Annotated in this window: 7 protein-coding genes; 3 read left to right on the top strand and 4 right to left on the bottom strand. The window is 45.5% G+C overall.

The genetic code is table 11. From position 1 onward, the window contains the following. Window positions 1–64: 64 nt before the first annotated feature. Window positions 65–781 carry a two-component system response regulator ArcA gene (gene arcA, locus CWO27_RS09940; RefSeq protein ID WP_004741534.1) on the top strand — a complete coding sequence of 239 codons (717 nt, stop codon included), beginning with the start codon at window positions 65–67 and terminating at the stop codon, window positions 779–781. A gap of 124 nt (window positions 782–905) precedes the next feature. On the opposite strand, the gene CWO27_RS09935 is transcribed toward arcA, so the two are convergent. The 4 genes from CWO27_RS09935 to CWO27_RS09920 form a co-directional block, all read right to left on the bottom strand. Further along, entirely contained in the window at window positions 906–1,349 is a 444-nt protein-coding gene (locus tag CWO27_RS09935) for a hypothetical protein (protein WP_048658047.1), read from the bottom strand. A 7-nt stretch (window positions 1,350–1,356) separates the two neighbouring features. Then, the gene (gene arcB / locus CWO27_RS09930; RefSeq protein ID WP_102432149.1) at window positions 1,357–3,726 is read right to left on the bottom strand and encodes an aerobic respiration two-component sensor histidine kinase ArcB; all 2,370 of its coding nucleotides are present in this window, start codon (window positions 3,724–3,726) and stop codon (window positions 1,357–1,359) included. Between the two features lie 174 nt (window positions 3,727–3,900). Further along, window positions 3,901–5,652: a sensor domain-containing diguanylate cyclase gene (locus tag CWO27_RS09925; protein WP_107898924.1), complete on the bottom strand. Its 1,752-nt coding sequence runs from the start codon at window positions 5,650–5,652 to the stop codon at window positions 3,901–3,903. 91 nt (window positions 5,653–5,743) lie between these two features. After that, window positions 5,744–6,697 carry a TIGR01212 family radical SAM protein gene (locus CWO27_RS09920; protein WP_102432151.1) on the bottom strand — a complete coding sequence of 318 codons (954 nt, stop codon included), beginning with the start codon at window positions 6,695–6,697 and terminating at the stop codon, window positions 5,744–5,746. Window positions 6,698–7,226: 529 nt separating this feature from the next. Here CWO27_RS09920 and gltB point away from each other — a divergent pair. Further along, complete coding sequence (gene gltB / locus CWO27_RS09915; RefSeq protein ID WP_107898923.1) at window positions 7,227–11,774, top strand: glutamate synthase large subunit; 4,548 nt, start codon at window positions 7,227–7,229, stop codon at window positions 11,772–11,774. After that, entirely contained in the window at window positions 11,774–13,243 is a 1,470-nt protein-coding gene (locus CWO27_RS09910) for a glutamate synthase subunit beta (protein WP_107898922.1), read from the top strand. Before gltB ends, CWO27_RS09910 begins: the two co-directional genes overlap by 1 nt. Window positions 13,244–13,450 lie beyond the last annotated feature (207 nt).

Raw genomic sequence — 13,450 nt, 5'->3', positions numbered from 1 at the left:
GTTATGTTTTTGCCTAGAATTTATTCTATTAGCACAGTTTCGTCACAAATTTAGGTACCGCCAAATGCAAACCCCGCAGATTCTTATCGTTGAAGATGAGCAAGTAACTCGTAACACTCTAAAGAGTATTTTTGAAGCAGAGGGATATGCTGTTTTTGAGGCTAGCGACGGTGAAGAGATGCACCAAGTGCTATCTGACAACCAAGTTAACCTTGTAATTATGGACATCAACCTTCCAGGTAAGAATGGCCTACTACTTGCGCGTGAACTACGTGAGCAAGCAAACGTAGCGCTTATGTTCTTAACTGGTCGTGATAATGAAGTTGATAAGATCCTTGGCCTAGAGATCGGCGCTGATGACTACATCACGAAGCCTTTCAACCCTCGTGAACTGACTATCCGTGCACGCAACCTTCTTAACCGTTCAATGAGCACAAGCTCTGTTCAAGAAGAAAAGCGTAGCGTTGAAAAGTATGAGTTCAACGGTTGGGTACTAGATATCAACAGTCGTTCTCTGGTTAGCCCAGATGGCGAAGGCTACAAGCTACCTCGTTCAGAGTTCCGTGCTCTACTTCACTTCTGTGAGAACCCAGGTAAGATCCAAACACGTGCAGACCTTCTTAAGAAGATGACTGGTCGTGAGCTTAAGCCACACGATCGTACTGTAGACGTAACAATCCGTCGTATTCGTAAGCACTTTGAATCTGTTTCTGGTACGCCAGAAATCATCGCAACGATTCACGGTGAAGGCTACCGCTTTTGTGGTGACCTAGAAGACTAATTCGATTCGCGTTTCGAGTCGTTTAGCACTTAGTGTTTGAACAGTAGAAGCGCAATCAATAGTTATTAAAAAGGGAGAATGCCAACGCATTCTCCCTTTTTTGTTGTTCATTGTTCGCTAAGGTTTAGTAAACCGTATCAACCTTAACGTCTTTCTCTACTAGCCACTTCACGGTTTCACCATCTTTCAGTTCAACCGCCACATCAACAGGCTTGTCGCTGTCGATCTCTAGTTGCCACACAAAAGCGACTTCCCATTGAGTTTCGCTATGTGTTCTTAAATCAAGATCGTCAGCTGTTACCAATAAGGTGTCTGCACCCTGTTTAACGGTAACACTCTCAACCGCAAGCGTTGCTGGCAGTTGTGAGTCTGACTCTAGGTAGATTGCACCATGCAGAGTCTTATCTTGGGTCTCTCCAATCGTTGGCATCTTGTTGTGCCAAAGGTTGCTTTTCATTGTGACTGTTGCTGCAGATACTTCTACTTGATTATCTTGCTGCCATTCTACTTGGGGCGTAGAACAACCCGCTAATGCCACTACACATGCGGCGAATGCTAATTTTTTCATTCTTCTTCTACCTTTGATTTAACCAACTCTTTAAGACTTCAATGTCATTCTGGTATTCGTTATTAATCTCATCGACCCAATCTGAAATGTTTTCCCACCAAGCTGGTAGGTCAGGAGATTGAGCTTTCTGAGCAACTTGTTGAATGCGTTTCAGGCCGATAGAACCTGCTGCACCTTTAATTTTATGTGCTTCAGAAACGATACTGGCTTTATCTTTCGCGACCATGTTGGAGTTCAATATTTCCATATACTCCGGCATCATATCTTCAAACATCACGATGCTATCCAAAACCGGTTTTGGTCCAACAATGTCAACATAAGACTCTAGCATATCAATATCAAGCAAAGTGGTATCAATAGCTGAAAGAACAGACTTAGTGGCGTCGACTTTCTCAATGCTTTCAACCTTCTCCGTACCCGCTACTTTCTCAATTACCTCTGGCGCATCTTCGATCAGCTCGCTGATGACATCTTGAATAGCTCGAACTGACAAAGGTTTGCTGATCGCTTCGTCCATGCCTTTCTGGAAATACTCTTGCTTGTTGCTTAACACGTTGGCAGTTAATGCCACCAAAGGCGGTAGTTGGCTGTATTTCTCGCGGTAGTATTGAGCAATATCGAAACCTGTCATGTCTGGCAGTTGGATATCTAACAGTACCAAGTCATAGTCTTCCGGGTTGAAAGCAATCTGAGCCTCTTTACCCGTCATTACTACGGTCACCTCATGACCCAGACTTTCAAGTAGAGAGCGAGCCACTGTGATATTGAGTTCAATATCTTCAACCATGAAGATCTTAAGATTCGACTGCTTTCTTGGCGTTTTGATCAGTGCCTGAGTATCGTGATTCACTGGAACTCGAATCGAAACCGTAAAGGTGCTACCAAAGCCCTCTTCACTGGTGACTTCAATGTGGCCATCCATCATATTGATCAGCTGCTGTGAGACCGCGAGGCCAATGCCCGTGCCGACAGCGTGCAAGTTGTCCGTGCCCGATTTTACCTGATAGTACATCGCGAAGATCTTCTCGATTTCACTTTCAGGGATACCAATCCCGGTGTCTTCTACTTCCATCGTTATGTTGGCAAAGTCGCCATCAATTTCGGCGCTGACTGTCATCACCACACCACCATCTTTGGTGAACTTCATCGCGTTGCTGACAAGGTTCCACAATACCTGTCTAAGACGAGTACCATCCACCTCAACAGCAGCTGGAAGATCAGACAATCTTTCTAGATCGAACCTTAGTCCTTTCTGCTCTGCCATTAACGCAGAAATACTCTCGATCTCGACAACGAAATCTTCAAAATTGATAGGGGTTGGGAAGAGCTCAAGCTTACGGCGGTCGAACTTATCCATGTCGATAATATCGTTAAAGATATTACCCAATGTCACTGCGCTTACCTTAATGGTTTGCATCTGCTTACGCTGCTCGGTCGTTAGTTGGCTATCCAACAACATGCGGCTCAAGCCGATGATGCCATTGAGCGGTGTTCTTAACTCGTGGCTAATGGTTGAGATAAAGGTGGTCTTATCGCGGCTAGCTTTTTCTAACGACTCTTGATGCTCTTTACGTTCAGTAATATCGCGACCAAAACCGACTAAACCCAAGTGACGGCCATCTTTGCTATAGAAAGGAACTTTACGCAGTTCGAAGTAACTCTTACGTCCGTCAGGGTATTCAAGCCATTGGTCATAGGTCAGCGCTTGGTTATCAGAAAAGACTTTCTTATCGGTTTCAACAACTTGCTGGGCTACCTCTTTACTGTAGACATCCCAAGGAGTCAAACCAACCAGCTCTTTTTCTGTTTTGCCGGTGAGCTCTTCTACAGCACGGTTACAACCAGAGAACACACCATCTTCATTACGATAGTAAATAAGGTCAGGAGAAGCATCAATAAATGAACGTAGCAGTGCCGTACGTTCTGCAAGTTCAAGCTGAGTTCGCTCACGTTGAAACACCTCGTTCTCAAGGTCGTGCATCGCTTCTGCACGCGCTTCTTCCGCTTTTTCACGCTCTTCAATTTCTTGATTAAGCTTCTCAATATTGAGCTGCAGTTTATTGTTGAGCTCTTGGTCTCGCTCACGCATGTCGCCAAGTTTAGAGACCAGTTTCGCTAACCTTTGACGAGACTCTTCCAGCTGATCAACGACTACAGATAGGAAGTAAACCGCCCAAGGCGTTATCACTAAACCAAAGAAAACTGAACGGACAATATCGATATCATCAACATTACCTTTGAGTGCGAGGGTGATACCGACTTGCACAACAACAGCGAGGGCAACAAGCGCTAGGGCGAGTAAGATAGAAAAGCGGACAATCCCCAGCTTTACGAGTAGATCCACGTAATACTGGGCAAGATTTTTCATGGGTTTCATTTAACGCTCCATGCGATAAGACTAGCAACATTCTACCCTGTTTGAAGATAGGAGGTAAGCTAGCTACATCACACGCAGCAAGAGATCAGCGGCAATATCGAAGGTTAATCCAATTAATATAAATACCGAACAACCAAAACAGACGAAGGTGGGAAAATCACCGATTTTATAGAGTTAGCAAATTGAGGATGGGTGCACCATAGAACGGTTTCGACCGTCAGACTTTGCTTGATACAGAGCACTGTCAGCCAAAGCAACGGCCGACTCCATCTCGTCATCAGGTTTCGGAATGTAAGAGACAATACCAATACTCACGGTGATGAATTCAGAGACCGTCGACTTCTCATGCGCAAGTTCCAACTTTAGGACTTCGTCATGAATACGCTGCGCCACCAGCTGAGCACCTTCGGTCGTTGTATTCGGCAGAATAAAGCCGAATTCTTCACCACCATAACGAGCTACACAGTCCGATGAACGATTCAACACCTGCTTAAATGCCTGAGAAACTTGGACCAAGGCATCATCACCTTGCTGGTGTCCGTAATAGTCGTTGTAGCCTTTAAAGAAATCGATGTCACACAGCATGATCGTCAGCGGTAACTTCTCACGCACATGATAATGCCACAGTGTCGAGAGCTGTTCATCGAAACGACGTCGGTTAGAAACTTTAGTCAGGCTATCCATAAAGCTGAGGCGTTCAAGTTCAAGGTTGGCTTCTTCAAGCTTTTGTTCTGCTAGATAACGCTCTGTAATATCACGCGCCATGATCAACACACCATTAGTGCTCGATGCTGGATCTCTAAACGGTGATTTGACTACATCATACCAAGTAAATGCTCCATCACTTGAGACCACTTTGTCGATATAACGCAGCGATTTACTTTGATGAAGCACTTGATGATCGGTTTCTGATATTCGCGTATAGATACTATGTGGCACCACATCTTGTAAGCGTTTACCGATCAAGTCACTCACTTCAGAGATACCTAGCGCAGCCACAAATGGCTTATTACACGCTTGATAAACCATGTTTTCATTAAAGATGCCAATCGAGTCTGGGCTGGCCTCCAAGATGTTTTGCAAGATGGTGTCACGCTGCGCAAGTGCCACTTCGGTATCTTTTCGCTTCTCCATTTCGCCACGAAGCTGCTGCTGCATGTCATGCCAATCGGTCACATCATGGCTAATAGAGAGCGTACCTATGGTTGATCCATCTTGTGAGAGCAAGACACTTTGGTAGGTTTCAAGCAAGCAGCTTTTTCCATCTTGATCTGTAGTCCAAGAGCGTTCACTTACACGACCTTTTAATACTCCACCAGAAACACTCAGGGTGCCCTCTTCAGCACGACCATGCCAAAACTTTTTAAACGAGCGATTACTCGTCACTAACTGATCTTTCTGATCTTTCACGTAGATCAACTCAGACAAAGAATCCAAAGCGGTACGAGCAACATTCAACTCTCGAACTTCTTGGGACATTTCTTCGTTAGTATTCTTATAAGGTGAAGCATGAATCATCCAAGCCTGCTTATTTCTAAAATGAACCTTACGACCGACTAAGTTGATCTTAAACGACTCAAATTCAGAAAGCGCCCACAGGGAGACCTGCTCGAAGGCTCGAGAGTTGATGTGATTGGTTAAGTAGTGGCGAAAGCTATTCTCGCTTTCAACGGTAGGGAATCGAAAGTTAACACCAATTTGTCGAATACCAAGCAACTGCATTGCTTGGCGATTGGCATAGAGTATTTCGCCACTTCGAACATCAACAAAGTAGAGTGGCGACGGGGTAGCAAGTAGAAGCGTTTCGATATGCGATTGATAACGAGAATAGATATGCCAGCAGATGAGAGCAATCAGCAATACAACAACGATATAAATACCGTAGCCATACGCCCTGTCCCACAACCAAGTCATTACCAGTTCCATCTGCTCTCAATCTATACCATAAAATCTGTGAGGGAAATGTTACCACTATTTGTTGGTTTTATCTGCTGTTACCTACAGTCACCCATTTCTATTAATTGGCTGCGTTTAAAACAGGCAACGTGTACTCGAATGCAGAGCCAGTTTTGATGCCTTGAGCACCGGTTTTATCGAGCGAACGGCCTATTTCAGTCATCGCTAACCAGCGGTTCTCACACCATAAAGGAGAAAGTAACGTTGGCCGTCTCGCCGCTGAAGAAACACGGTGATAAACCACGTCCGCAGGCGTGCGTTGAATGATCTCACTCGCGATATCGATGTACTCTTCAAGGCTTGGGGCTTCTAGCTTTCCGGCTTTCCACGCCTTAGCCATGGTACTGCCCTCTACTATATGCAGGCCGTGCAGCTTAATACCATCAGTGCCAACCGCTAATACCTTGTCTAAGGTTTCAAGGTTATCCGGCTTAGTCTCTTTTGGTAGACCAACAATCAGGTGGGTACACACCTTGATGCCTAAAGCGCGTGCACGCTGGGTGATCGTTTCATACACCGCAAAGTCGTGTCCGCGGTTAATTCGCTTGAGGGTTTTATCATTGGCGGTTTGCAGGCCAAGCTCGAGCCAAATCTCATAGCCTTGTTTAACGTAACCCGCTAACAGATCCAACACCGCATCAGGCACGCAGTCTGGTCTTGTGCCAACACAAAGGCCGACGATCTCTGCACCAGGTGCTTTTAACGCCTCTTCATACATATTCTTAAGCACTTGTACCTCAGCATAAGTGCTGGTGTACGCCTGAAAGTAAGCCAGATACTTCTTGGCACGAGCAATCTCACCCGCGCGATCTTTTAACTGGTCAGCAATACTTTGAATTTGAGTTTGTTCATCGGCAAAGGAAGCCACGTTACAAAACGTACAACCTCCACGACCAATGGTCCCGTCTCGGTTTGGGCAGCTGAAACCACCGTGAAGCGTCAGCTTGTGGACTTTCTCGCCATAACGGCGTTGAAGGTCTTGGCCGATAGTATTGACCAACTCGTGTAATTGCATATTTTCAAAGCACTCAAGTAAATAAGAATGAATATCAGTCTTTTTTGAAAAAAAATTACATCCCTGCAAAATTCGACCAATTAGTTTACTCAAGGCTTTTTGCGAGCAACCTAACAAATATCAATAAACATGCAAAAAATCGGCTCTATTTGCCTAATGTTGCACATTTGTTAGGCATTAAATTCAAAATAAAACGAAAAAAATGGTCTACATGGGTCAACTTTCATTGCAATTCGCCTAGACAAAATTGTAGGATACTTACACATATTGGCTATTTTTGAGTATTTACTTACAACGAAAACTTGCTAATAAGTCGGTGATATCTAACTCCCACCTATATAAACCACTAGTTTGTGGTTAAAAATAAACAGGTATCACTAAGGATTGTTTTTCTCGCAATACTTTTCCTGCGAGATACGGAAAGGATTCAAACCGCCAGCATAGGCAGGTTTAGACCCATAAATATAAAAGGACAAGGCTGACTTTATACAAATAAGTTGCGCCTAGATTTAACTGGAAGGATGTATCTATGGTAGATCAAGAGCAGAACTCACAGGGTCTGTATACTCCTGAATTGGAGCATGACGCTTGTGGTATCGGTTTTGTTGCGCATCTAAAGAATCGCAAATCTCATGATGTAGTAACTCAAGCACTCGATATGCTTGCACGTATGGAACACCGTGGCGGCCAAGGCTGCGATCCGTGTTCTGGTGATGGTGCAGGTATCCTGCTACAGAAGCCGCACGAATTCTTACTAGAAGAAGCCGTAAAGCTTGGAATTAAGCTGCCATCTTTTGAAAAATATGGTGTTGGTGTTGTACTTTTCCCTAAAGATGAACACAAACGTGCACAGTGTCGTGACATTCTAGAACGCAATGCACAACGCCTTGAGTTAGAAGTGATCGGTTACCGTGAACTTCCAACTGACAATTCAATGATTGGTGCTGACCCACTAAGCACTGAACCTCAATTTGAACATGTATTTATTTCTGGCGGCCCTGGTATCACACCAGAAGAACTTGAGCGTAAACTGTATGTTCTACGTAACTACACGGTTCGTGTATGCCTAGAAAGCGTTTCAAATATCGGTGATGACTTCTACATCAACTCTATGTCTTACAAGACATTGGTGTACAAAGGTCAGCTAACAACTGAACAAGTTCCTCAGTACTTCCTAGACCTGCAAAACCCAACCATGGTGACAGCTCTAGCACTGGTACACTCTCGCTTCTCTACCAATACATTCCCACGTTGGCGTCTAGCTCAGCCTTTCCGTTACATCGCGCATAATGGCGAAATCAATACGGTTCGCGGCAACCTGAACTGGATGAAAGCGCGTGAAGCAATCCTAGAATCGGATCTGTTTACACAAGCTGAAATCGACATGCTACTGCCTATCTGTCAGGAAGGTAGTTCGGATTCATCAAACTTCGATATGGCACTTGAGCTACTTGTTCTTTCAGGTCGTACTCTGCCACATGCGTTGATGATGATGATCCCGGAAGCATGGCAAGAAAACAAAAACATGGACCCAACTCGTCGTGCGTTCTACCAGTACCACGCGAACGTAATGGAACCATGGGATGGCCCAGCATCTGTATGTTTCACCGATGGTGTTCAAGTAGGTGCAACGCTAGACCGTAACGGTCTGCGTCCTTCTCGCTACACAGTAACAAAAGACGATTTCCTAGTAATGGCGTCTGAGTCTGGTGTTGTTGAGATTGCACCTGAAAACGTTGAGTACCGTGGTCGCCTGCAACCAGGTCGTATTTTTGTTGCTGACCTTGAGCAAGGCCGCATCATTTCTGATGAAGAAGTGAAAGACAGCATTGCTAAAGCACAACCCTACGAAAAGTGGGTTGAAGAGAACCTTCTGAGCTTGAAAAAGCTACCAGATGCGAGCAACGAATTTAGTCAACCTTCTCCAGAGAAACTTCTCCACAAACAACAATCGTTTGGTGTGAGCTCTGAAGAAGTGAACGAAATCATTCTACCTCTTGCGAAAACAGGCTACGAGCCACTTTCTGCAATGGGTGCTGACTGGCCGCTAGCGATTCTTTCTCATCAATCTCAGCACCTTTCAAACTACTTCAAACAGTTGTTTGCACAAGTAACCAACCCACCGATCGACCCGATTCGTGAGCGTATGGTTATGTCTCTGAACACTTACCTAGGTAAAGATCAGAACTTACTTGCTGAAACACCTGAACACTGTCAAAAAGTAGAGCTTGAGTCTCCAGTACTGTCTAACTCTGAGTTAGAAAAACTGCGTGCAATCGATAACGAGCACCTTCAAGCGAAGACACTGGATATCGTATTCCAAGCAAATGGCGACCAAGGTAAATTAGAGCGCGCACTTAAGCGTATCTGCCAATACGCAGAAGACGCAGTGATTGATGGCTACTCTATCATCCTACTAACTGACCGTGCGGTTAACTCTAACCATGCCGCTATTCCAGCAATGCTGGCTGTTGGCGCGGTTCATCACCACCTAATCCGTAAAGGTCTACGTGCTAAGTGTGACATCGTGGTTGAAACGGGCGACGCTCGTGAGACACACCACTTTGCAACGCTTATCGGTTACGGTGCGAACGCAGTTAACCCATACCTAGTTATTGAAACGATTGTTGAACTGCAACGTACGAAGAAGCTAGATCCAAACGTACACCCACGTGAGTTATTCGATAACTACCGTAAAGGTGTTAACGGCGGTCTACTTAAGATCTTCTCTAAGATGGGGATCTCTACGCTGCAGTCTTACCACGGTGCACAAATCTTTGAAGCACTTGGTGTTAGCAAATCAGTAGTTGAAAAATACTTCACAGGTACTGTTTCTCGTATCCAAGGTCTAACGATCGACGATATCGCGCGAGAAGTACTGGTTCGTCACCGTGTTGGTTACCCAGCTCGTGAAATCCCAGCTCAGATCCTTGATGTTGGTGGTGTTTACCAGTGGAAACAACGTGGTGAGAAGCACCTGTTCAACCCTGAAACGATTTCTCTACTTCAAGAGTCGACGCGTAACAAAGATTACGGTCAGTTCAAGAAGTACGCAAAAGCAGTTGATGACCAAGGCGACAACGCAGCAACGCTACGTAGTCAACTGGACTTCATCAAAAACCCTGCAGGCTCTATTCCTCTAGCAGAAGTAGAACCAATCGAGAACATCCTTAAGCGTTTTGCTACTGGCGCAATGAGCTTTGGTTCAATCTCGCATGAGGCTCACTCAACACTGGCTGTTGCGATGAACCGCATTGGCGCGAAATCAAACTCAGGTGAAGGTGGTGAAGATCCAGCACGTTTCGAACGTAAAGAAAACGGCGACTGGGAACGTTCAGCAATCAAACAGGTGGCTTCTGGTCGCTTTGGTGTAACGTCTTACTACCTATCTAACGCTGATGAGCTACAAATCAAGATGGCTCAAGGTGCGAAACCGGGCGAAGGTGGTCAACTACCTGGTGATAAGGTTGATGACTGGATCGGCGCAACGCGTCACTCGACTCCGGGCGTAGGTCTTATCTCGCCACCGCCACACCACGATATCTACTCAATCGAAGATTTGGCTCAGCTGATCTACGATCTGAAAAACGCGAACCGTAATGGCCGTGTAAACGTGAAGCTAGTATCAGAAGCTGGCGTAGGTACGATTGCATCTGGTGTAGCGAAAGCGAAAGCTGACGTGGTACTTATCGCAGGTTTTGATGGTGGTACGGGTGCATCTCCGATGTCTTCTATCCGTCACACTGGTCTGCCTTGGGAACTGGGTCTAGCAGAAACGCACCAAACACTACTGAAAAACGGCCTACGTAACCGTATCGTTGTTCAGTCTGATGGTCAGATGAAAACACCACGTGACCTTGCAGTCGCAACGTTACTTGGCGCTGAAGAATGGGGCGTAGCAACAGCAGCTCTAGTTGTTGAAGGCTGTATCATGATGCGTAAGTGTCACAAGAATACATGTCCTGTTGGTATCGCAACACAAAACAAAACTCTTCGTGAGCGTTTCGACGGCCGCGTAGAAGACGTAGTAACGTTCTTCCAATACATGGCTGAAGGTCTACGTGAAGTAATGGCTGAACTTGGCTTCCGCTCTATTGATGAGATGGTGGGTCAATCGCACAAACTTAAAGTTCGTGATGACATCGGTCACTGGAAGTACAAGAACCTAGATCTAACGCCGGTACTGCACATTGAGCAGGCGCGTGCAGAAGATGGTATCTACAACCAGACACAACAAAACCACAACCTAGAAGATGTTCTAGACCGTAAGTTGATTCAAGCTGCGATTCCTGCACTTGAGAAAGGCGAAGCTGTAAGTGCAAGCTTCCCTATCATCAACACGGACCGCTCTGCAGGTACCATGCTGTCGAACGAAATCTCGAAGGTTTACAAAGACCAAGGTTTACCACAGCCAATGAACGTTAAGTTCCACGGTAGTGCTGGCCAATCTTTCGGTGCGTTCCTTGCGAAAGGCGTTAAGTTCGAAGTAGAAGGCGACGCGAACGATTACTGGGGTAAAGGTCTGTCTGGCGGTACTTTAGTACTGTACCCAGATGCGAAATCATCTATCGTTGCTGAAGATAACATCGTGGTTGGTAACGTATGTTTCTACGGTGCGACTTCAGGTGAATCTTTCATTCGCGGTATGGCTGGCGAACGTTTCTGTGTTCGTAACTCAGGTGCGAAGGTTGTTGTTGAAGGCGTTGGTGACCACGGTTGTGAATACATGACTGGCGGTGTTGCTATTATCCTTGGCTCAACGGGTCGTAACTTTGCTGCGGGTATGAGTGGCGGTGTCGCTTATGTTTGGGATAAAGCGGGCGACTTCGAAACCAAGCTTAACTCTGAACTTGTAGACCTAGATCCAATTGAACAAGAAGATAAAGATCTTCTACTAGATATGCTAACCAAGCACGTTGAATTCACAGGAAGTGAAGTTGCTCAGTCTTTCCTAGACAACTTTGAAGCAAGTGTTGCATCACTAATTAAAGTCATGCCACGCGACTACAAAGCAGTTCTTGAGAAGCGTAAAGCTGAAGCACAACAAGCACAAACGGAAGAAGTGGAGGCAGTATAATGGGTAAGCCTACTGGATTTTTAGAACACGGTCGTGAGCTTCCAAAGAAGCTCGACCCGTCAGTTCGTATCGAAGACAACAAAGAGTTCGTACTTAACGAAGAGTTTGGTGACAAGATCAATACTCAAGCGTCTCGTTGTATGGACTGTGGCGTACCTTTCTGTCACAGCGGTTGTCCGATTGGTAACATCATCCCAGAATTCAATGACGCGGTTTACCGTGACAGCTGGGAAGAGGCTTGGAACATCCTAAGCTCGACCAATAACTTCCCTGAATTTACAGGTCGTGTGTGCCCTTCTCCTTGTGAGAGTGCTTGTGTACTGGGTATCAACCAAGACCCAATCACTATCTGTAATATCGAGAAAACGATTGTAGAGACTGCGTACCGCGAAGGGTACGCAAAACCTAAAACACCTCGTTCTCGCACAGGTAAAACAGTGGCTGTTATCGGTTCAGGTCCTGCTGGCCTAGCCGCTGCTGAGCAACTAAACAGTGCAGGTCACTCAGTGACTGTATTTGAACGTGACGAGAAAGTTGGCGGTTTACTGCGTTTCGGTATCCCAGATTTCAAACTGGGTATGGACGTGATTGATCGTAAGATCAACCTAATGGCTGAAGCTGGCGTTGAGTTTAAAGTGAACCAACACATCGGTGTTGATGTTAATGCTCAACAGCTACGTCAAGAGTTTGATGTGGTCCTGCTAACAGGTGGTTCTACGGTTCCTCGTGACCTACCAATTCCAGGTCGTGAGCTAAAAGGCGTTCACTTTGCCATGGAGTTCCTTGGTCAAAACAACCGCCGAGCTAACAACCTAGATCTTAAAACAGAAGAGATTCACGCTCAAGATAAGCACGTTGTGGTTATCGGTGGTGGTGATACTGGCTCTGACTGTGTGGGTACATCAAACCGTCACAAAGCAGCGAGCATTACTCAGGTTGAGATCATGCCGATCCCACCAGAGAAGCGCCCTGCAAATATGCCTTGGCCTCAATACCCAATGATCATGAAAACAACGACTTCTCACGAGGAAGGTTGTGAACGTCATTGGAACATCTTGACTAAAGAGTTCATCGGTAACGACCAAGGTCAAGTGACGGGTCTACGTATTGCTGACATCGTTTGGCAAGATGCGAAACCAGGTGAGCGTCCAAGCTTTGATGAAGTGGCGAACACAGAACGTGTTATCCCTTGTGATATGGCATTCCTAGCAATGGGTTTCTTACACCCAGAGCCAACAGGTGTGCTAGCTCAACTAGACATTAAACTGGACGAGCGCGGTAACGTCGCTTCTGAAGGTTACGCAACTAACCAGAAAGGCGTTTTCGCTGCTGGTGATATGCGTACAGGTCAGTCTCTAGTGGTACGTTGTATTAATGAAGGTCGTGAATGTGCAATTGCTATTGATGACTTCTTAATGGGTAACTCAAACTTAGAAGCGAAAGCTGATTCACTCATGCTTTCCGCATAATATTTCTCGGGCTAACGTCAATGACGTTAGCCTAGAGGAAAAGCAACACCCTTCCTAACTTTTATATTTGGCTAGCACTCGATGCTAGCCTTTTTTCTATCTGCTTTCTGGCGCTTTCAAAATCCCCCGGTTGTATATGTTAAATCCCGTTAACATCCACCTTGTATATCTCATTGATATCCATCGACTATTTTAGATTATTAAGTG

It is taken from the genome of Vibrio sp. 10N.286.51.C3 (assembly GCF_003050065.1).
Lineage (GTDB): Bacteria > Pseudomonadota > Gammaproteobacteria > Enterobacterales > Vibrionaceae > Vibrio > Vibrio crassostreae.
This window is presented reverse-complemented; position numbering and strand designations above follow the sequence as displayed.

Excerpts from the sequence above, each read along its gene's own strand:
- arcA (WP_004741534.1), top strand. The coding sequence starts at position 65 with ATGCAAACCCCGCAGATTCTTATCGTTGAAGATGAGCAAGTAACTCGT.
- CWO27_RS09935 (WP_048658047.1), bottom strand. The coding sequence starts at position 1,349 with ATGAAAAAATTAGCATTCGCCGCATGTGTAGTGGCATTAGCGGGTTGT.
- arcB (WP_102432149.1), bottom strand. The coding sequence starts at position 3,726 with ATGAAACCCATGAAAAATCTTGCCCAGTATTACGTGGATCTACTCGTA.
- CWO27_RS09925 (WP_107898924.1), bottom strand. The coding sequence starts at position 5,652 with ATGGAACTGGTAATGACTTGGTTGTGGGACAGGGCGTATGGCTACGGT.
- CWO27_RS09920 (WP_102432151.1), bottom strand. The coding sequence starts at position 6,697 with ATGCAATTACACGAGTTGGTCAATACTATCGGCCAAGACCTTCAACGC.
- gltB (WP_107898923.1), top strand. The coding sequence starts at position 7,227 with ATGGTAGATCAAGAGCAGAACTCACAGGGTCTGTATACTCCTGAATTG.
- CWO27_RS09910 (WP_107898922.1), top strand. The coding sequence starts at position 11,774 with ATGGGTAAGCCTACTGGATTTTTAGAACACGGTCGTGAGCTTCCAAAG.